The 21,144-nt window shown below is 38.7% G+C and carries 23 protein-coding genes; 4 read left to right on the top strand and 19 right to left on the bottom strand.

Features of this window, described 5'->3' with window-relative positions; all coding sequences use genetic code 11:
- Position 1 precedes the first annotated feature (1 nt).
- The 12 genes from K9B36_RS17040 to K9B36_RS05935 form a co-directional block, all read right to left on the bottom strand.
- Positions 2-1,093, bottom strand: a complete 1,092-nt coding sequence (locus K9B36_RS17040; RefSeq protein WP_223701116.1) for an EpsG family protein — start codon at positions 1,091-1,093, stop codon at positions 2-4.
- 76 nt (positions 1,094-1,169) lie between these two features.
- Positions 1,170-2,048 carry a glycosyltransferase family A protein gene (locus K9B36_RS05985; RefSeq protein WP_223701115.1) on the bottom strand — a complete coding sequence of 293 codons (879 nt, stop codon included), beginning with the start codon at positions 2,046-2,048 and terminating at the stop codon, positions 1,170-1,172.
- A gap of 20 nt (positions 2,049-2,068) precedes the next feature.
- The gene (locus K9B36_RS05980; RefSeq protein ID WP_223701114.1) at positions 2,069-3,148 is read right to left on the bottom strand and encodes a sugar-transfer associated ATP-grasp domain-containing protein; all 1,080 of its coding nucleotides are present in this window, start codon (positions 3,146-3,148) and stop codon (positions 2,069-2,071) included.
- A gap of 22 nt (positions 3,149-3,170) precedes the next feature.
- A complete protein-coding gene (locus tag K9B36_RS05975) occupies positions 3,171-4,070 on the bottom strand; it encodes an ATP-grasp fold amidoligase family protein (protein WP_223701113.1) in 900 nt (299 codons plus the stop codon).
- A gap of 1 nt (position 4,071) precedes the next feature.
- Positions 4,072-5,175, bottom strand: coding sequence for a glycosyltransferase family 4 protein (locus K9B36_RS05970; RefSeq protein ID WP_223701112.1), 1,104 nt, complete (start codon positions 5,173-5,175; stop codon positions 4,072-4,074).
- 15 nt (positions 5,176-5,190) lie between these two features.
- Positions 5,191-6,102, bottom strand: coding sequence for an NAD-dependent epimerase/dehydratase family protein (locus tag K9B36_RS05965; RefSeq protein WP_223701573.1), 912 nt, complete (start codon positions 6,100-6,102; stop codon positions 5,191-5,193).
- Positions 6,103-6,104: 2 nt separating this feature from the next.
- Positions 6,105-6,734 (bottom strand): sugar transferase, encoded by a 630-nt coding sequence (locus K9B36_RS05960; protein ID WP_223701111.1) that lies wholly within the window; start codon positions 6,732-6,734, stop codon positions 6,105-6,107.
- A 464-nt stretch (positions 6,735-7,198) separates the two neighbouring features.
- Positions 7,199-7,354, bottom strand: a complete 156-nt coding sequence (locus tag K9B36_RS05955) for a hypothetical protein (RefSeq protein WP_223701110.1) — start codon at positions 7,352-7,354, stop codon at positions 7,199-7,201.
- Between the two features lie 243 nt (positions 7,355-7,597).
- Entirely contained in the window at positions 7,598-8,491 is an 894-nt protein-coding gene (gene galU, locus K9B36_RS05950) for a UTP--glucose-1-phosphate uridylyltransferase GalU (protein ID WP_223701109.1), read from the bottom strand.
- A 19-nt stretch (positions 8,492-8,510) separates the two neighbouring features.
- Positions 8,511-10,346, bottom strand: a complete 1,836-nt coding sequence (locus K9B36_RS05945) for a polysaccharide biosynthesis protein (RefSeq protein WP_223701108.1) — start codon at positions 10,344-10,346, stop codon at positions 8,511-8,513.
- A gap of 98 nt (positions 10,347-10,444) precedes the next feature.
- A complete protein-coding gene (locus K9B36_RS05940) occupies positions 10,445-11,155 on the bottom strand; it encodes a CpsD/CapB family tyrosine-protein kinase (RefSeq protein ID WP_317889860.1) in 711 nt (236 codons plus the stop codon).
- Positions 11,139-11,888 (bottom strand): YveK family protein, encoded by a 750-nt coding sequence (locus tag K9B36_RS05935; protein WP_223701107.1) that lies wholly within the window; start codon positions 11,886-11,888, stop codon positions 11,139-11,141. Before K9B36_RS05935 ends, K9B36_RS05940 begins: the two co-directional genes overlap by 17 nt.
- Positions 11,889-12,187: 299 nt before the next feature.
- On the opposite strand from K9B36_RS05935, the gene K9B36_RS05930 reads away from it, so the two are divergent.
- The gene (locus K9B36_RS05930) at positions 12,188-12,655 is read left to right on the top strand and encodes a hypothetical protein (protein ID WP_223701106.1); all 468 of its coding nucleotides are present in this window, start codon (positions 12,188-12,190) and stop codon (positions 12,653-12,655) included.
- Positions 12,656-12,703: 48 nt separating this feature from the next.
- Here K9B36_RS05930 and K9B36_RS05925 read toward each other — a convergent pair whose 3' ends face one another.
- From K9B36_RS05925 to K9B36_RS05905, 5 genes are all read right to left on the bottom strand, one after another.
- Complete coding sequence (locus K9B36_RS05925; protein ID WP_223701105.1) at positions 12,704-12,949, bottom strand: hypothetical protein; 246 nt, start codon at positions 12,947-12,949, stop codon at positions 12,704-12,706.
- 120 nt (positions 12,950-13,069) lie between these two features.
- Entirely contained in the window at positions 13,070-13,501 is a 432-nt protein-coding gene (gene fabZ, locus K9B36_RS05920; protein WP_223701104.1) for a 3-hydroxyacyl-ACP dehydratase FabZ, read from the bottom strand.
- 930 nt (positions 13,502-14,431) lie between these two features.
- A complete protein-coding gene (locus K9B36_RS05915) occupies positions 14,432-14,743 on the bottom strand; it encodes a DNA-directed RNA polymerase subunit beta (protein ID WP_223701103.1) in 312 nt (103 codons plus the stop codon).
- 19 nt (positions 14,744-14,762) lie between these two features.
- Positions 14,763-15,599, bottom strand: coding sequence for a flagellar hook-basal body protein (locus K9B36_RS05910; RefSeq protein WP_223701102.1), 837 nt, complete (start codon positions 15,597-15,599; stop codon positions 14,763-14,765).
- Positions 15,600-15,631: 32 nt separating this feature from the next.
- On the bottom strand, positions 15,632-16,441 hold the full coding sequence (locus tag K9B36_RS05905; RefSeq protein ID WP_223701101.1) for a flagellar hook-basal body protein: 810 nt from the start codon (positions 16,439-16,441) through the stop codon (positions 15,632-15,634).
- 467 nt (positions 16,442-16,908) lie between these two features.
- On the opposite strand from K9B36_RS05905, the gene K9B36_RS05900 reads away from it, so the two are divergent.
- From K9B36_RS05900 to K9B36_RS05890, 3 genes are all read left to right on the top strand, one after another.
- Positions 16,909-18,036 (top strand): SLAP domain-containing protein, encoded by a 1,128-nt coding sequence (locus K9B36_RS05900; RefSeq protein WP_223701100.1) that lies wholly within the window; start codon positions 16,909-16,911, stop codon positions 18,034-18,036.
- Position 18,037: 1 nt separating this feature from the next.
- Positions 18,038-19,159, top strand: coding sequence for a hypothetical protein (locus K9B36_RS05895; protein WP_223701099.1), 1,122 nt, complete (start codon positions 18,038-18,040; stop codon positions 19,157-19,159).
- Positions 19,160-19,432: 273 nt separating this feature from the next.
- Positions 19,433-19,636 carry a hypothetical protein gene (locus K9B36_RS05890; RefSeq protein WP_223701098.1) on the top strand — a complete coding sequence of 68 codons (204 nt, stop codon included), beginning with the start codon at positions 19,433-19,435 and terminating at the stop codon, positions 19,634-19,636.
- Here K9B36_RS05890 and K9B36_RS05885 read toward each other — a convergent pair.
- Both K9B36_RS05885 and K9B36_RS05880 read right to left on the bottom strand, forming a co-directional pair.
- Positions 19,601-20,599, bottom strand: coding sequence for a DUF4179 domain-containing protein (locus tag K9B36_RS05885; protein WP_223701571.1), 999 nt, complete (start codon positions 20,597-20,599; stop codon positions 19,601-19,603). The two genes, K9B36_RS05890 and K9B36_RS05885, sit on opposite strands and share 36 nt — an antisense overlap.
- Complete coding sequence (locus K9B36_RS05880; protein ID WP_223701097.1) at positions 20,568-21,104, bottom strand: sigma-70 family RNA polymerase sigma factor; 537 nt, start codon at positions 21,102-21,104, stop codon at positions 20,568-20,570. Before K9B36_RS05880 ends, K9B36_RS05885 begins: the two co-directional genes overlap by 32 nt.
- Between the last annotated feature and the right edge of the window lie 40 nt (positions 21,105-21,144).

The following is a 21,144-nucleotide window of genomic DNA, read 5'->3' as shown; positions in this document are numbered from 1 at the left end:
ATTATTCCCAGAAAAAGTAATACGGGATAATATCAGCTCCATCAATCTTAATTTGTGTTAAATAATAAGTAATGACAATTATTGCAACCGCGGATTTTGCAGTAAATTGAGCCACCTTTAAATATCTACGTTTAATATTAACTTTTGATTTATCGAGATTATATATAACGTTTGGAATATATAAAATTATAAAAATGAAGTAGAAAAGATTTAATCTGGTAAATAGATATGAGAAACTGCTAATTGTTTGGATAAAAAAAGAAATCACTAATAGGTTAAACAGTACTTTATTTTCTATATCATTATGCCTTAATGGGTTGTATATAACAAAACCAATAATGAGTATAATTAATATTAGTAATGCCATTCCACCTAAACCAGACGTTGATGTATAACTATTCAACATTTTTGTTGCTTCATCATAGTATAAGATAGTGAAAATTTCCCCAATTTGATTTTTGAAAATAAAAAATAACATAAAAATAGAGGGTATTAAAATTACAGTATGCTTCTTCCACTTCATATGCGCAAAATAGTATGCCGGCAGAAATACTATAGCAGAACTATGAAACAGTGAAGCGCATAATACTACCATAAAAAAGTGTTTTGGCTTCTTTTTAAGAATAAAACTATATGAAAATAAGACTATAGAAAGTGCTATTATTTGTCGTTGGAGATTAAAAGAATGATCAAAAAACCCAAGACATATAAATAAGATATAACTAAGAAATATACTTTTGGAATACCTATAAATAAAGATTCCAAGCGAGATAAATATAAACAATGAAAATACTATTAACATATAATTAAAGTTATCTGTAAAAAATAAAATTATTCGCTGAACTAATTTGAACCCAAAATCGGAATCATATAATAAAAAGTCATTAAAATTATTAATTTCTTTTAACCAATTAAATGACCTTTCGTAACGCCATGTATCAACACCAACTGTGACACCTCTAAACCCAGGTAGTATTGCAAATTGTATGGTGGTAAAGATTAAAAAAATAATTCTTGTGGTCTTTGATTTTATACATAAAAAAAACAATGCATAAAAAAGGATTAATACTAGATTTACTTGCAATATATTCATATAACATTACCCTATAAAAAGGTACTCCCTCCACAAAACAATATAAAATAAGATAGGTGAATTCAAACATTACAGATTATTTGCCAAACCTATATTTATAAACCAACCAACCGAATGGGTAATATAAAGTCGTCATAATTTTATGAGGCGAATTTCTTATACAGTTTCTGTCCCCACTTAATAAACATCCAGAAATGTACTTTAAACAACGTTTACTCTTATTATAAAAATTATCTGTTAACTCGAACGCTTGCATCACGACCAAAGTATATCCCCTTGGGTTATTTTTTATTATTTCAAGTTTATTTCTCGTTAATCCATCTGGCAAATACTCACAGTAGCAAAATATTTTTTGTTCTACTTTAAATTTGTATTTTTTGTTTAACTCATTAGCCAGGTATTCAGGTGGCATAAACTTTTCCCCTGATATTTCAGGGAAGCGATAACCAGAAGTGATTTCTGTTATATAGAATTGAACAAATTCAGACCTGATTTTATACTTGTCACTTAATTCCAGTACTGTAGTCTCTACAACTTCTTTAGGAATTCTTTTACCACCGAATACTTCGCCACTTTTAGCATTTCTTAATGCTAAAAGACCACAGTAGTTAGTAACACTTTTAATCTTTTCTAACCCATCTAGAGCCAGTTCAATTGAATTATGGGAAAAGGTATCATCCGAATCCAAGCACACCCAATAATCTGTATCTATTCTGTCTAATGCAAAATTTAAAGCTGACGCTTTTCCACCATTATTCTTTTTAAAGTATTGAATTTCAATTATATTTTCACTTATCCAATTATGAACCAAATCCTCAGTGTTATCAGTAGAACCGTCATCAACAACCATCCATAGAAATCTCTTATCTGTTTGAGCTTTTAAAGAATCAAAACAATTATATAAGGTATGCTCCCTATTAAATGTTGGCGTTATTATAGTTATAACTTTATCCATTTATATCATTAAACCTCACTTTATAATTCGGCTTTTTTTCCATACACTTCCTCAAGGACTTCATCAGTTAAATCACCAAACAGTGGACCAATTGTTAATTGGTGATGATTTAAACCTTGCCATCTCAAATTGACCTCAATTAATACTGGATCTCCCATTTTATCTATGGCAAAATCCCAAGACATTAATCTAAAGTGACCAAATTTTAGGTGCTCTCTTTTTACTATTTCCTTCATTTTATTGAAACTAGGTATCAATGTGCCTTTAAATTCATAGCCTTGGGGATGCACTGTGAATACATCTCCTTGTTTATATTTACATGCGAAGTCCTTTAATTGTCCGTTTTCCTGTATCCCACATACAATTCCATAATGATCGTATTTTGAATTGTCAACCCCTATGCGTATATGCGAAGTTAGTAAATTTACTTTATTATCTTTTAGAAGTGAAGTCACTCTTATTGTATTGATAGATGTAGGGTTTAATTGATTTATTGTTTCATGCTGTTCCAAAATTTCCTGTATAACATAGTCTTTTTTAAAATCATTTAACTCTAAATAGGTTTTATTTCGCATGTCTTCACTATTTTCAGCATTTACAAAGCTAATATTTTTCCCACCACCACTTTCAATACTGGGTTTTATAATAATTGATGATCTCTTTGAACATCTATCTAAAAGCTCATCTAAAGTTATAGGGTTAAAACTATCATCATAACATATACCATTCATGTTTTTAGCAATTGTAATAGGTCGCTTAACATCTGAAAACCAAATACTATGAAGTGATTTATCGGAATATGCTTTGACGAAATCTACTCTATTATAATAAGGTTCTATAACACAATAGAAAATATCTTCTGGGATATACCTTACATCTTTCACACCATTCCTAGAATAATACCATTTATGCCAATCTGTACTAATTTTAATATTAAATTTATTCCAATAAGCCTTTATCTCTTCTTTAAACTGTTCATCAATAGTATCTGTTTTCTTTAATAATTTATTTCTAATTTGCCATTTATAGAAAACTTTCAAATAAAGATTAATACTATCATCATTCATAAATTGCCTAAACCGTTTAAATGTTTTCTTCATTAAAAGTCCCCCGTATAATTAGTTAGCTTGTACTTGATGGCAATAAAAACTTTTCTCCCATAATAAAGTCAAATTCGTCTGAAACATATTTCTGATAGCCACCAGCAGTATAAAAGGTTAGTTCTCCAAAGTATATTTGTCCATCGATATTATAAAAGTCTACTCGTACATGTGCAAAATCTTCCGATAACTTTTTAGCTATTTCAACCATTTTTTCAAAGTTCTTAGGTTTTATCGCTTCTTTTTTTAATCCTCTTATATCAGCCCTCTTATATGGCAGTTCATTAAATGAGGTATCATAAATTCCTAATTTAATTCCATCTTCCAGAAATCTTTCAACTATAACATATAGAAAGTGCGGTTCTCCATTGAAACAGAAAAATTTATAATCAATTAAGTCATCATTTTTATCCTTATCCAGATATTTTTCACAAATAATCCGTGGTTTTATACCATGGTATGCCCATTCTCTACCGACTTTACCTGCCCAGTTATTTATCCATTGATTTAATGTTTTTCTTGTTTTATCGATGTCTAGCTTTGACTTATCTTCACATAGAATATTAGTATGACTACCATTTGTTGTCTTTAAGACAAATTTATCAGGAAGTTTATCAAAATCAATATCTTCTGCCTTTTCATAAACACCAAAAAGTGGTACCAATATATCTTCATACCCTTTTGAAGATATATATTCCCGAACACCATATTTATCTGAACATTGAATCATAAGAGGTTCTCGATAATAAAGCTTATACCATTGTAACTTCTCAGTAAATCTAACAGGGTTTAATAAATTTAAAGTTCGACCTGTTTTTATCTTATATTGAAGTTTAATCATTAGTCTATCCGGCAAAAAATCAAGTAATTTTAAAAGCTTAAGCCTAACCTTTTGACTCCGAATTAATTTTTTATAATCCAATTTATGTCACCTCTAACTGAGTTAATTCCTTTAAATAGGCACCAATGACAATATTTCTATCAAATTCAATTTCAACTTTCTTTCTTCCAATTAAACCCATTTGCGCCTTTGCTTCATAATCCTTTTTCAAGAAACTTTCAATCTTTATAATTAAGCTTTCTGCATTTCCTACTTCAAATAAATAACCGGACAAACCATCATCAATTACATCCATTGATCCGCTAATGTTAGAGGCAATACAAATTCTACCCATTGCTGCTGATTCTAATAACACATTTGGCACCCCTTCACCTCCATGAGACGGCAGGATAGTACAATGGCATTTTTTTATCCATGACTTTATATCCTTTTGGAAACCAATATATTTAATTATTTCTTTTGAATGATAATCATCAATGATGGGCTTATACTCCTCTTCCTCAATAAAACCCGCAATGTAAAAATTTGTATTAGGATGGGTTTCTTTTATTCTTTTTGCGGCCCCAAGATATTGATCAATACCTTTTAACCCCATTATCCTTCCTATAAAAATAAAGTTAATCTGGTTATCTGGTGGTAATTCACATAGTGAATACTGTTTTAGGTTCACACCTGAACCTGGGAGCATAGAATAATTATGCTTAACCATTTTATTCTTAACAAAGTAATCCTTATCTCCTGTATTTTGGAAAAACACTCTATATGACCTCTTAAGTGAAACTTTGTATAACACCTTAGCAATTGTACTAACAACATCCTTCTTTAAAAAAGTCGCACCTGTGCCGGTGATGTTGCTGACTTGTCTAATTTTTTTGAAATTAGAAGCAATAGATCCATATATATTTGGTTTAATAGTATATGAAAAAATAATATCTGGTTTTACCCTATCCATTATTCTAATGTAATTTAATATTAGTTTTAGGTCGCTAATTGGATTAATCCCTCTACGGTCAACAGGGGTCTCAATTATCTCGCAGCCCATATCACTAAAAATTATGTTATCTTCTGATTTTGGCATTGAAATAAAAACATTATGTCCATCGTTTACTAGTTTATTAATAAGCTCTTTTCTAAAATTATATAGAGTTATAAAATGATTTGATAAAATCAATATCCTCTTCCCCATAAGCTTCTTCACCTTCTATCTATTTAAATACTCCTTAACTTCTCTAGCTATTCCAATTTCAAATGATTCAGGGGTATAACCAAAATCTTTTTTAGCTTCTTCATGTGAGAAGCACCTATCTTCACTCATTCGTTGAACCTTTTCAACGTAATCGACCTTTCCAAGAGTTCCTATTTTTAAGCACCTAGCTATCAATACTCCCACCCCTAGCGGAAAACTTATAAATGTATTTCTTCGTCCAAGGTTTCTACTAATCAACTTTAAAGCTTCAAGCATTGTGATAGGTTTTTCTCCTGAGAGATTATATTCTAATTTAGCTTTCTCAACCGGTAGCACAACTACATCATAATACGCTTTACCAAGATCCCGAGCATTTACAGGTTGAATTAAACCTTTCCCTTGATTAATAACTGGAAAAAATTTAAATCTATCAACCATCTTAATAAATCTACTCATGTTATGATCACATAAATCGCCGTATATCATAGTCGGGCGTAAAACTGTCACCTTTATTTCAGATTTAGCAAGCATATCTTTAATTTCTGCTTCTATAATTTTGTATTCATCTGATGCAATTTTAAATTTAGAGTAAATTCCAGTTGTATGAACACAAATTGCTCTAGAGACGTTATTATTTATAGCAGCCTTAAGTATTCTTAGGGTATGCCTAATATTTACTATATGGACAATTGTTTTTACACCTTTCATACATTTATCTAAAAATACTTCATCATTAATATCACCAATAACTTTTTCTACCTTCAATCTACTGTTATCTAATAGAGAGGTATCAGATGTTTTCCTAACAATGCAACGAATAGGACCTTCATAATTATTTTTAATAAGTTCTTGTAAAAAATATCTTCCCGTATGACCAGTGATTCCTGTAACTAATAACATGTCTTCACCTCTATTTTCCAATTTCACTCTCAAAACGAGCCTTTCTCCTTAGAACTCGCAACTTCCTTCTTAACTCCAGTCCCACCTTCGACAACCCCGTCACTCTTCACTACACTAACTATGGTCCCGAAGAAGCACTTTACATCCATCCAGATGCTAATCTTCTCAACATACTCCCCATCCAACTCCGCTTTCACTTCAATAGGAAGCTCATCTCTACCATTAATCTGCGCCCAACCAGTTAATCCAGGTGGTACATCATTAGCATCATACTTATCTCGTTCAGCAATCAGATCATATTGATTCCATAGTGCTGGTCTAGGCCCAATTACACTCATCTGTCCCACAAAAATATTCCAAATCTGAGGAAGCTCATCAAGTGAGGTTTTTCTAAGGAATTTCCCCATCCTTGTGATATACTTTTCTGGATTACCTAATAAGTGAGTTGGAGTATCCTTCGGTGTATCTATTCTCATGGTACGGAATTTCAAAATATTGAAGTGTGTCTTGTTAACTCCTACACGCTTTTGCTTAAATAGAACCGGTCCTCTTGAATCAAACTTAATAGCAATAACTAGGATAAAAAAAATTGGTGATAAGATAACAAGCCCTATTAAAGAAAGAATGATATCTATCAATCTTTTAATTTTCATATACATACTTGTAACACTCCTTAAAATTTATTCTTTAGTAGATTAGGACTTAATTAGAATCTCATATTCCTGAATTCCAACCAACTTCTAAACCACTAAAATTGTTATCTACTACCGATAGCCACCTCATAATATCTATTCAATCTACCTAACAAATACGAAATAGATATTTACCTTTCTAGCACCCTAAACCGAGTTTCTTCCTATTATATAGACCATTCAATCAATCTTTAAATCTAAGTAAAAACACCTCAAACCCTTATCCCGCAAGGCTTCTAGCACTCAATCTAACTACGATACTCAGTTCCAACCAATTCAATCAAGAGAGCACAGCTATCTCATATCAATTTAGTATTTTTTATACTCCTCAAATTCCTACTACAAAAACGGTACCTCATTACCATCGTCTTGATCTACTTCCCCATGCACACTACACTCCACTTCCCCCTCAACATAATGATAAATCCCACCTACAGGACATACTCATCATGCTCTGCCAAAACTAATTCCTGGTAATACATCTTCTCTAACTCAGAAGAATACACATCACAAACATCAGCCTCAATTTTCTTAATATGCCCAAAAACAGAAGGTACTGCTTTTGCTGCCAGTATCTCCAAAATCACAACTGCTGCTAAATCTCCACCAGCAGCAATCCATCATATTTCCTAAGAAACTTCTTAAACAATTATTTACATCAACCTTTTGATGTATTTAATGAAAAATAAAGGGTATCAAACCACACCTCACACCACACCACTGATAACAAACGTATCTAAGGTAACTCAACACCCACAGCTTAACCGAGTGCCTCCATTGATAAAGGTCAGGAGGCATCACCTTTCTTTCACATTCCTACATTCTAATTGTCAGTTCAACGCTTTTTCCTTTTCCAGCAAACCCTTTAAGTATTCCTTTATATTAGCTTTAAGGTCCTCACGCTCCAACGCAAACTCAACCTGCGCCTTAATAAACCCAAACTTATCCCCAACATCATACCTCACGCCGCCAAACTCATACGCAACAACCATCTGTTTTTCATTCAGCTGTTTTATCGCATCCGTCAACTGAATCTCTCCACCAGCACCTGGTGTTTGATTATCCAGAATCTCAAAAATTTCAGGTCTTAAGATATACCTTCCCATGATGGCATAATTAGAAGGAGCATCTTCCATTTTGGGCTTTTCTACCAAATCATTAATATGGAAGCATCTTTTATCTATTTCGCCATTTTTCATCGAAATTATTCCATACTTTGAAACATCCTCTGTTGGAACCTGTTGCACTCCTATTACGGAAGAATTGTACCGGTCATAAACATCCATTAACTGCTTCAGGCACGGATTACCAGGGGAGTGTACGATATCATCACCCAAAAGGACTGCAAAGGGTTCGTCTCCGATAAATCGCTTCGCACACCCGATTGCATGTCCTAACCCAAGAGGCTCTTTCTGACGGATATAATGAATATTTGCCAGCTTCGATATTGCCTGAATTTCTTCTAGCTGCTCAAGCTTACCCTTTTTTGCAAGCGTTTCTTCCAACTCATAAGACTTATCAAAATGATCCTCAATCGCTCTTTTTCCACGACCGGTAACAATAATAATATCCTCGATGCCAGAAGCAACCGCTTCTTCGATGATATATTGAATCGTAGGCTTGTCGACTATTGGCAGCATCTCTTTCGGTTGTGCCTTTGTAGCTGGCAGAAAGCGAGTTCCAAGTCCAGCTGCTGGTATAATGGCCTTTTTCACTCTTTGCATACTAACTAACCTTCCCCTTTTAAATAAATATTTTTCTTTGTTTTAAATGCTCCAACTCATTCTCTCTATTATTAGCAACCAACAATAAATACTCCCTAACCTCATCAATACTCATCTCCTCAAACCTGCCGAGGAAATATCCTAAAATCTTCTCATCCTTAAGTGGTGCCTTCCCAATATGTATCTTAGGAAACACATTTTCCTTATGGAGTTCATTTTCATTTAACAGTTCTTCATACATCTTCTCCCCAGGACGAATCCCAGAGTATTGAATACCAATTTCGTTAATCGCGTACCCGGATAACGTAATAAGGTTCTTCGCCAAGTCGACAATCTTAACCGGCTCTCCCATATCAAGCACAAACACCTCACCACCGCGTGCTAGTGTCCCCGCTTGAATCACAAGCTTGGAAGCTTCCGGAATCGTCATAAAGTAGCGCGTCATATCCGGATGCGTCACCGTAACCGGACCGCCAGCCTGGATTTGCTTTTTAAACAGTGGAATTACACTCCCACGGCTGCCAAGAACATTCCCAAATCGTACGGCCACAAACTTTGTTCTGCTCACTTCTGCCAGCTGTTGCACTACCATTTCCGCAAAGCGCTTTGTCGCCCCCATCACATTAGTAGGGTTCACTGCTTTGTCAGAGGATACCAACACAAAGGTACCTACACCAAAGGTATCAGATGCTTCTGCGACATTTTTCGTCCCAAAGACATTATTTTTAACCGCTTCCTCTGGGTTTCTTTCCATTAATGGTACATGTTTATGAGCTGCTGCGTGATACACCACATCAGGATTGTATTTATCCATGATGGTAAATATTTTATTTCTGTCTTGGATGTCCGCAATCTCAGTATAGATTTTGATTACTTCGTTGTACTTCCCACGAAGCTCCATCTCAATCGTATAAATGCTATTTTCACCATGACCTAACAGTATAAGCGCTTTCGGGTTGAAGCTTGATATCTGACGACAAATCTCAGACCCGATCGATCCACCTGCTCCTGTCACAAGAACCGTTTTACCTGTAATCGACTCGGAGATACTTTGCATGTCGAGTTTAACCGATTCTCTCCCAAGCAGATCCTCTACCTCGACGTCCCTGAATTCATTAACGGAAACATTCCCAAGCATTAAGTCCTCAAGCATTGGAATGATTTTTGTTTTTGCATCTGTTTTTGTACATTCCTGATAGATGATGTTGATTTCTTTCTTCCCAAGGGACGGAATCGCAATGATAATGTTCTCGATGTTCAGCTCTTTTACTACAGACTCAATATTTTCTACACCACCAAGCACCGGTATACCTAGTATCTGCAATCGATGCTTTTTTACATCATCATCAACAAACGCTACAGGATGCAGATTGGCATCATGGTTTTGCAGCAACTGTCTCGCTACCATCGTTCCAGCCGCGCCAGCTCCAACGATTAACGCCCGCTTTTTATCCTTTTTAGTCTTAATAAAGGTATCTCGGTACATTCTCCACGAAAAGCGTGAACCACCAATTAATAACATATGAAGCATCCAAGTAATCATTAACACCCGAACAAAAATATCACCCGATACAATAAATTGCAGAAGACCGGTGATCGCAACGGAATAACTTACTCCCTTAAAAATCGAAACCAGTTCTCCTACACTCGCATACTCCCAAGCTTTGTTATAAAGCTTGTATATGTAAGCAAATAAATGATGCCAGATTAAGAGTGTAAACGATGCGACTAACAAGGTTTTTGATTGAAACACCTGAAACCCGGGATTCAGCAGCCAAAAACTAAGATAAATAGCGGAGATCACGATAAGAGAGTCAACCAGCACTAGAAATGAAAGTCTTCTTTGATATGTCATTCCGAAGCCTCCTTTTGTCATTACTTGAATTTACTGTAAGAAAAATAGTAGAAAAGATGTGATATAGCCAAAAAAAGAGGAGGATAACGTATCCTCTCTTATTTCGCACCATAGTAATAGTAATAAGAACTGTCTTTTTGTTTCTTTCCATTAAGTACAACTCCAAGCAATTTCGCTTTTGCTGCATCTAATAATTCTTTTGCTTTTACCGCGCTATCTTTATCTGTTGTTCCACTAGAAACAACCAGAATCGTTCCGTCGCACTGGTTCGCTAACACTTGCGCATCTGTTACAGCAAGTACTGGTGGAGTATCAAAGATCACCACATCGTACTGATTATATGCATCTGCTATTAGCTCCTGCATTGCTCTTGAGCTTAGTAACTCGGCAGGGTTTGGTGGAATTGGTCCACTTGTTAAAATATCTAGATTTGCTATTTTTGTTGGAGTTATTGTTTCAAGCAACTGGGTTTGTTTCGTCAGAACCGTTGTAAGTCCTTTAAAGTTCTCCTGTTGAAACGTATAATGTGCTGTTGGTTTTCTTAGATCAGCGTCTATAAATAGAACCTGTTTACCTTGCTGCGCAAATACTACTGCTAGATTACTAGCTGTCGTTGATTTCCCTTCAGCTGGACCTGATGACGTCACCATAATGGAACGCATTTGCTGGTCAACGAATGAGAATTGAATATTCGTTCGAATCGTACGGTACTGCTCGGAAATAGGGGACTTAGGTAATTTATCCGCGATCAAGTGACGACTTGTTGTTGCTAGTGTGCTTTTTTTTCTATTTTTATTTCGAAGAGCCAACTGTCTCACCTCTCGTTCTTGCTTTTCTAGCAGCCTGTTGCGCTTCTTGGATATCTTTGTCTTCAATTTTCATGATTGTACCTAGAACAGGCAACCCTAGTAATTTTTCAATATCTTGTTCATTTTTAATAGAGGTATCAAGGTATTCTAACAAGAATGCTAGACCCACTCCTGCCATCAGACCGACTACCATTGCGATTGCCATATTCAGTACTGGCTGCGGCTTTACTGGTGACGGGTTCTCGCCTACTTGGGCCGGGGACAGGATGCTGACGTTGTCGACGTTCATAAGAGTAATGATTTCTGTTTGAAACACTTCTGCTGTTGTATTGGCGATTGTTGCTGCCATTACCGGATCAGAATGCTGAACCGTAATATTCAATACCTGGGAATTGCTTTCACTTCCCACCGTGATTTTGGAATGAAGCGATGACGCTGTTTCGTCACTATTTAATTCTGCACTAACTTTATCTAGAATTGCAGGTGTTTTTATAATGACATTGTATGTGTTGATTATCTCCAAGTTGGAGCGAATTTGGTTCACATCGACAGAGCCTTGTTCGGATTTTGCCTGGTTCACCAATAATTGTGTAGAAGATTGATAGATTGGTGTGATGAAGAAGTAGCTCATCACGCCACTTGTCGTTGTAACAATGACGGTTAATAAGATAATAAGGCCAAGGCGTTTTTTGAGCGTTTGAAATAGTTCTTTGAGACTGATAGTTTCTTCCATGCGAACCTCCAAGGTTGATAAACAAATTCGTGTTTATTTTTATATTTTTTGCAAGTTTTTTATATTTTTGCACATAAATTTTATTATAAGTCAATAACTCTCACATATCTACATCATACGTGTAATTTCTTTGTAATAAAAGTGGAAATTGTTTGAAAGCGGTAACAATTTTCGAGTATTTTTTAACAAATAAATCGGAATTTGTCGAATAGAGTCTAATGTTTGTCGAACGGAAATTAATTGTGAATTTTCTGCATATATGTAAGGTAAGAGACAGGCAATGTTTAGGAGAGGTTACCATGCGCAGAAGAAATAGGATACATCCTGTAATTGTATTGAGTTTGGGGATTGGTGTAATTGTTCTGTTTGTTTATCTTCTTTCTACTATCCTAATCAGTGCAGAAGGGAAAGCCGAGCGTTTAGTGGAGGATTTTTACGCATATGAACAAGAAGGGGATTATGGTCGTTCGTGGGAGCTGATGCATTCGTCTATGCAGGAGAGATTTCAGCGGGGATCCTATATCCAGGACAGGGCTCATGTGTTTAATAATCATTTTGGCGCAGAAACGTTCACGTATAATGTTAGTGATGCAGAGAAGCTAAAGAGTTGGAAGATGGTGAAGGATGGAGAGACGTTTGATCTTGCCTATAAGTTTAAGGTAGAGCAGACCTACAAGGGAAAGTACGGGCACTTCTTGTTTGTGCAGTATGTGTATGTGGTGAAGGAAGAAAAGGATTGGCGGATTGTTTGGGATTATAATAAATAAAATAGGGACAGCAGCGTGCACTGTCCCCCGTTTTAAGAAAGTCTAGGATTAAGATCCAGTGTTTGTATCTTCTTCCTCATCTTCCATGTCCATGCCTTCATCTTCGTTCTCCATGCCTTCTTCATCTTCCATGTCCATCTCTGTATCATCTTCCATATCAGGATCCATCGGTTCTTCCATTGGAGGCTGTTCGTCTTCTGGTGGTGGAACGTCCTGATTGTTTGCTGCACACCCTGTAATTAACATTGCTGCTAATGCTGTTCCAGTTAATTTAACTAACCATTTGTTGTTCATTCTAAACCTACTCCTTTCATATATGGAAATTTCAAGACCTTTTTTACTTTTTCGCTTGGTCCCTTTTTATATTCCCCAATATTCGAGAAAGTTTGCATAAAATGTACAATAATTTTTAAATTACGCCTTTTGACCTAATGCGAACATCATTTCCAATTCACAGACAAGCTGTCCGTCGACAGTTGCCACACCTTTTCCCTTGCCGATGCTTCCGCGTACTCGTGTCATCTCCACTTCGAGTCGCAGCTGATCGCCTGGGAATACCTGCTTTTTGAAACGGCACTTATCAATGCCGGTAAAGAAAGCAAGGCGGCCTTTGTTTTCTTCTTTCTTTAGCATTGCTACCGCTCCAACCTGTGCTAGAGCCTCGACAATGAGCACGCCAGGCATGACAGGGAACTCTGGGAAGTGTCCTTGGAAGAACTCTTCGTTCGCAGTTACATTTTTGATTCCAATTGCTCGTTGGCCTTCTTCGATTTCTATTATCTTGTCCACTAACAGGAAAGGATATCTATGTGGAATGATTTCTTTTATTTGGTTAATGTCTAGCATGTTTATGACCTCCTACTAATAGTTACTCTTATTATATATGAAGGGATACAAAAGAGGAAGCCTTTGGTATGGACTTCCTTCAGTTTGTATTAAACTCATTGGCACCTGTTTAATTATGGCCGTTGATTTCCGTTACAGGCACTTCGCTTTCCGCGGGCGGTCCGGGAGCCTCCTCGGCTGCGCCTGCGGGGTCTCACTTGTCCCTTCCTCGAGGCCACTGATAAAGTACATAATTCTAGGTTTGTGTTAACCACCGCTGTTACTTTCCGCAAATGGCTTCGCGTTCCGCGGGGCGACCTTGAGCCTCCTCGGGCTATGCCCTGCGGGGTCTCAAGCTTGTCGCTCCTCTCCCGCTGGAGTCTACGCCATTTGCTCCACTCCACAGCTAGAAGCCACACAAAACTATATGTTTTCAGATTTTCAGTGGCCTTCCCTTCCTCCCGTAGGAGTCTGCGTGCCTTCCACTGCAATCAACTGAGTACTATGAATTTTTTGTGGAACGATAATTAGATGAGTGCTTTGGAAGAATAACTCTCTATTTAGGTTGAGTGTTGGTAATAGGGCTTTTCCTGCTGATGATTGGAGCCGAAGTTTTAGATTTAGGCGGGAGGTTGCGGGAGGTTGAAGACCTTAAAGGCATAGTGACACCACTGAGGTTATAGGGGTTTTTGTAAATAAAACCCCCTTTTGATTCTAGGCATTCCTAGCTGTTGATCGGAACGAAAGGCGGAGACTCCAGCGGGAGGTAGTGCTTTGGGAAGACCCCGCAGGCGAAAGCCGAGGAGGCTTCCCAAGCGCCCCGCGGACGCGAAGCCTTGCGTGGAGATTAACAGCGGTGGTTATATAAGAAAGCAAAAAAGGGATTTGGAATGTGTTTATTCCGAATCCCTTTTGTCTACAAACGAGTGTTGCCCTTTGGTAAGGACTTCCTTAGTCTTTTTGTACGAGGTCGATAATATGTTGCCACGTTTCTCGATTAAATACATCCATCGGACTGCCGCCGCCGAGAATGCCGTAGCCTACCATGGCTCCTGCCACTGCTGCCACAATCATGATAGCTAAGATGATGATTAGTCGCAGCCAGATTGGAATTAAGCGGATTCGCCATTTGAGACGCTGCTTCTTTGGTTTTGTTTCTCTTGTTTGGGCGGTTTCTTCGTGTTGTTCTTTTGCTTTATTTTTTTGAGTTTTGCGCAACTCTTCTCTTGTTAAGCTTTTGGTTTTTGTTTCTTTTTGATCCATTGCGCAATCTCCCCCTTACCTATGATTTCAATCCGTTTACAAGTCCCATCATTTGATCGGCATATTGCACAGATTTAGCGTTAAATTGATACGATCGTTGCATGAGCGTCATCTCGGTCAGCTCAGAAGCAAGATCGACATTGGACTGTTCAAGCATTCCTTGTTGTAATGGGATTGCCACGCGGTCCGCTCCGGCAATGAACTGGATGATATCATCTGGATTTCCTACTTCCTCATTTGGAAGTGCGTACAAAGACCCAGGTCTAGCTTCCAGCATTTGCGGGCGAATTACGCGGGCGATGCCGAGTTCACGTGCAATTGCATCGCCATTATTGAGCGCTGCGGTGATGATTCCACCTGGTTGAAGCTGTATTTCCTTAATGTTTTCTGGAAAAATGATTTGTTCGCCGTTGCTATCTAAGACCGGGTTTCCGTCGCTTGTAACGAGCATGACTTCATTGTTGTTGATGGGCGACAAATAGAAAACCCCGTTTCTCGTGAATTGGGTCGTAGCTTGCCCATTCTCTGTCGTTTCTATCGTAAACATTTGATCTTCCTTTGTTAGAGCAAAGTCTAACATACGGTCGGTCGTTTTTAAAGAACCTTGTGTGAGGTTCAGTTTTGTCATAGCAAGGCCAGCACCAGTAGAAAGACGAAGACCGTTTGGTGTTTCCCGCATCGTTTCATACCTGTTTAGCGGCTGGTTGTTTGCTTGTTGAGTTAGTAGTTCTTGAAATGATGCCGATCGGTTTTTGTAGCCGATTGTGTCGACGTTCGCTACGTTATGGCCGATTAGGTCGAGTTGCTTTTGTAGCTGTTTCATGGTGTTGGTGGCGTTAAGCATGATTCTGTTCATTTATATTCCCCTCCGTTTAGGTCCTGAGGCAATTAGTTGATTCGTCCGATTTCGTTTGCTGCTTTTTGCATACTTGTGTCATAAGCCTGAATGACTTTTTGGTTCGCTTCAAAGGCACGGTAGGCTGCTGTCATTTCACTCATTGTTTGGGCTGTATCGACGTTAGAGCGTTCGATGTGGCCTTGGAGAATCTGGAAGCCTCCATTGGCGTTTACCATTTGTTGCCCTTCTGCTGGGCGGAATAGGCCGCTACCGTCACGGATAAGGTCGTTGGTGTTGTTGGCTAGGGCGATTCCTAAACGTGCTTGGACTTGGTCGTCTACTAGCAGGGTTCCGTCTGGTTGCAGTGTGAATGTATTGGTGTTGATTTGAATTCGGTTGTTGGTGTCGTCTAGGACGTAAAGGCCATTGTTGGTTGTTAAGTAGCCTTGGCTATCGATGGTAAAGTTTCCGTTTCTGGTGTATCTAGGTGTACCGTCTTGATGTTGGACGGTGAAGAAGACGGATGTGTTTTCCGGCAGGTTACCGTTCAGGATGGCGAGATCTGTGTCGTTGCCTGTTGGTCTCATGTCGCCCTGGATGTGGTTTGGCGTGATGTCTTGTAGGTAAACTCCTGTGTTCAGGGCTCCTATTGGCTGGAGCTTGTTGAATGATGGTGCGTTTTGGACAGGTATATTGGCACTTTCCATGCGTGAGAGTAGCATTTCCGGGAATGCTCTAAGGGATGATTGGTCTGTTTTGTATCCTGGTGTGTTGGCGTTGGACAGGTTATTTGAGAGCATTTCCATGCGACGTTGTTGGGAGATCATGCCGGCTGTTGCTGTGTATAGGCCTCGTAACATTTATTTGTATTCTCCTTTTGTGTTGGAATCCGTGCGTATTTTTTGCTATTACCTATTATAGTACATATTTTGGTTTGTCGATATATGTAATTTTGTGAATACATAAAAAGAAGCACCTGTTAGGGTGCGTAGGGTGTGTATTGTTGTAGTTTTTGTTGGTGGTAGTTGCGTTTGGTTATTAGGGTTTGTTTGAGTTCGTTGTCTCGGCAGTCTTGGATGAGTATGCTGTGGTAGTTTGCTCTTAGGGTGTGCCAGATGATTAGTGGTTTTTGTAGCATTGTGAGCACCTCCGAATGTTGTTGTTCTTTATATATACCCTTCGAAGAGGTTTTATAACTTTTGAGGCAATTTTTTATTTCAGGAGTAAAGTAATGCTTATCCATGGTGTTATTTTCTATATTTTCTGACACTTATGTCCTGTTTTATAGTATAATTTAACAGTATTTCTACTTAATGGGGGTTAGTAGATGAAGAAGATATTGGTTCCTTTTGCAGTACTTATGATTGGGAGTACACTGGTTGCCTGCAGCGGCAATGAATATGCTTCAACGAGGAAAGTAGACAAGGTGGACGAGACCGAGGTTGCGGGATCAGAAGTAGAGAAAGAGACAAGTGAACCTGCGATTGATGGCGCGACTGCACAGGCTGCGGCGGAAGAAGTACTTCAATCCCATTTCAAGCTATTGGACGAGGGAGATTCCGAGGGGTACTGGAAATTGTTTGAAACGCCTGGTGATGAAGACAGTGTTGCTACAGTTCAGAAGATAATGGAATTAAAGTCGAGCTCTGAATTAAGGGATATCAAAGTGATCTACCAAAAAGATAAAGAAGTGTTGGCTACTTTTGATATGTCGCAGATAACTGAAGAATTTGACCCATATAATAATTTCAATCGTCGTGGTGAAGGTTTTATCGTTTTGAAGATGATGGAGGACGGCGGCTGGAAGATAAGCCACCTGGACTATATTACCCTGCTTCATCTCGATTTTTATGGAGAGCGAGATAAAGAATCCTTCAGTTACATGGACGAGGATAACCTATTCTTCTGGTCCAAGGAGCTTGCGAAACTGAAAAGGGAGAAGCAGCTTCCATCCGAATGGGCTGGTGCATTTCTTGCGGAACTCCAAAGGATAGATGATGCCATTCCGGACCAGCCACTTCACTTTACCCAGAAAATGATTGATGGACTGGCGCCTGAGGCTTTGGCAACGTTACAAAAAGTGCTGAATGAGCTTGGTGATCCACCGAAGGATACGATTACAATCCATAATTTCTTTTTTTATGAAGAGCATCTGGAGAGTGATTACATAGTTTTTAATGCATTTATCCGTAATGGATTCGATTACCCGGTCAGCAATCTTCATGGACCGGTCTCCCTTACTGCTGAGGCATGGGATGAGAATGATGAATTGGTTGATGTGGAAGTCGCCAGAATGACCATGGAATTTGACGGGCTGGGTACGATCGAGCCTGGTGCCACTGGACTCGCTACCATTTATTTTGGTCCTGAGAGCATTATGGTGAGCAATCTTGAGGAATTTTTGGCGTATGGTGAATTTGAGATTGAAGCGGAGTTGACACATAGCGGTGATTAGAATGCGAAGATGGGGTTTGATTCCGGTTGCTGTAGTGATGATGGGCGGATTGCTTGCAGGCTGTAGCGGTAAGGATGATGAGGTGAAGAAAGAGGCGGTCGGGACGTTAGAGATTGAAGAGGCTGAGGGTGCCACTGTTGTAAATGAGACGAATGAGCATGGAATTGATATGACGGTTGTTCGTCAGGTGGAGGCTGCTATTCATACTAAGTTCAAGCTTCTGGACGAAGGTGACTATGAGGGATATCTAGCGACTTTGGATGTAGAGATGAATGATGAGCTCCTTTCTTTGATCCAGGATATGATTGAGGCAGATACGATGAGCAGCGTGGAGAACATTGAGGTTATGTATCATAAGGATAATGAAGTACTGGTTACATATGACCTGAATCTTATGACGGAAATTTATAATCCTGATATGAATTTTAATAGGAACGCTACATCTTATGCCATTTTGCATAGGGTGGATGATGAGTGGAAGTTTATCGTCGATCATGCTGTTTCGTTGACTGTTCTTGATGGCGAGGGACAGCCAGATCCGATTTATGAATATATGAACTATGATACGAAGGTTGCCTGGTGGGGTGAGCGAAAGAGGTTGATTAGCCTTGGGCTGGTTCCGAGTGAGTGGTTTAAGGAGGTATTGGGTGAAACGTTTGATGCAGCAGCTTCCCTTGCTGATCAGCCACTGCAAATGACTCAGGAAAAGCGTGACTCACTGGCGCCTGGAATGGTAGAGCAAGTACAGGCAGTATTAAATGGACTTGGGTCGCCAGAGGAGGGCACCATTACGTTGGAGGCGCTGAACTATTATCCTGAGGAGTTGGCAAATGGGGTTTTTATGTTCGGCAGTTTTATCCGGAATGGGTTTGATCATCCGGTGAGTGGATTGGTTTCTGATGTTAGTGTATGGGTGAAGCAGCCGGATGAAAACGGGAGATTGGTTGATGTGTTGATTGGTGAAGGCGAGTTTGATCTTTCTGATATAGGTACGATTGAGGCTGGTAAGTCGGTGATGATGACGTTGTTTTTTGATAGGGAGAGTATTTGGGTTGATGGTTTGGCGGAGATGGATATTGATGGGTTTGAGGTGGAGGCGGAGTTTTGGTATGTGGAGGAGTGAGGTTTGGGTTGGTTAGTGGGCTTAGGGCCCTTTTTTTTTGGAGTGGGTTTTTTGGGTCTTTGAATTTTGGTTGGGGGTGGGAGCGCTTAAGACCGGGGTCTGACCCTCGCGGGGTTGGTGGTGTTTTGGTTGGGTTAGCAGGGAGTGGCGAGTGGTGTTTAGTTTTATGCTTTGGGAGGGTCAGACCCCTGAGTTTTGTTGGGGTTTTTAGTTGAATGGGGTTGGGTAATGGGTTTGGGTTTTTAGTTTGGGTTTGGGGGAGTGTTTTGAATTTTGAGTGGTTTGGTTAATGCGCTGGGGGCGCATTTTCCTTTTTGGGGTTGGGGTTTTGGCGGCTTGGAATTTTGGTTGGTGGTTATTGAAAGGGTTTGGGTAATTAGAATTTGTTTTTTTCTTGGAAAATTTAGAGAGCAGCTCTTTGGTGGGGGAGCTGCTCTGTTTTTATGGGAGTTCTATTTCCAGTGGTTCAACTGGTGAGACTGTTTCGCTGTAGGTCGGTGATACTATTATCTTTTGATTCTTAAGTACTTTTGAAATGACGATTTTTCGCACAACGGTGGTTCTGTCACCATCTTCTATCACTTCAATTTTGCCGTCACTTTGGAATCCGTCTATTTTGAAGGACTTATCTAAGGGTTCAACGTTGAGCATTTGGAAGGATGAATCTAACGTTCCCTTTGGATAGGTTAAACTATATGTGATTGCAGTGGAGGCTTTTCCATAAAGGATGGAGTCTACCTTAAATATCACATTGCCTTCAGGGTTTGTGCTTTGTTTATTTTCAAAGACGTGCTTTTCTACTGGGATTTGTTGTACAGGGACATTGAATTGCCAGGTGCCTTTTTTATTTCCGATCTCTTCAAAGGATACTGGAATGGTATCGCTTTTAGGTAACTCTTTATAGGGGTAAACAATTTGGATATGTCCTGTATATCCATCATCTGTTTTCTCCAATGTTGTCAGTTCTTTTGTTTCATCGGCTAGTGGATCTCCATTAAACAGCTCATATAATGCATAATAATGTCCATCTCGGTCTGTAAGATTTCCTTTAACATAGAACATTATTCCAATCAAATAGCCGTCATAGTAGGCATTTGTTAAGGTAACGTCTACCCCATTACTCGAATAGGACTGATTTAATTCCGTTATGAGATTTTGCTCTTCCAGGTTCCTCCCGACGGCATCATTAAAGCCAGAATACCATCCGCCAATTAGTGGGGCATCTGCCATTGCTTCAGAAAATGAAGGTACGATGAACGTAGAGGATAACAGCATTCCAGCTGCGACGGTTGCTGAAACGAAAAACTTTTTGATTGGTTTCTTTTTCTTATATGTTGTTTTTTCTGCCGCACGACTGACACCCAACTTTATTGATTGCAAGACCTCTTCTTTCGGTACTTCTACTTCATTAATTTTGTTCGTGAATGTGTCTTTGTCCATCAAAATAACTCCCTCCTAATAACTTTCGTAATTGCTTTTTGCCACGGTTTATATAGGTTTTAATGGTGTTTTCAGGCGTTTCTAGCGCTTGAGCTATATCCTTCAGACTCATATCGTAATAGTAGAAAAGGATAATGCTCGTCTGGTGCTTTTCAGGTAATTTCCCTATCGCTTCTGTTAGATCCATCCTTTCCTCGTGTTTTTCTCTTTGTAAGGCTACCTGTTCTTCGAGTACAACCACATTTTTCCTTTTCTTTTGCACATCGTACGCACAGTGAATGAGAATTTTAGTAAGCCAGGTTAAGAAAAATTCCTCATTTCTTAATTGACTAATGGAGGAAAATGCTTTAAAAGCTGTTTCCTGTATCACATCTAGAGCATCTTCACGATTTCTGACATATAGATAGGCTGTACGATACAAACGATCACTGTGTTTTGCGAGTAGGTGTTCAAATGCTTCCGGATCACCCTGAATAGCTTTTCTGATTAAGATAATTTCGTCCAACCCTTTTCCCCCCTTTTCAATCATTAGAGAAGGATAGTCT

It is taken from the genome of Sutcliffiella deserti, from assembly GCF_020037475.1.
GTDB classification, from domain to species: Bacteria; Bacillota; Bacilli; order Bacillales; family Bacillaceae_I; genus Sutcliffiella_A; species Sutcliffiella_A deserti.
This window is presented reverse-complemented; position numbering and strand designations above follow the sequence as displayed.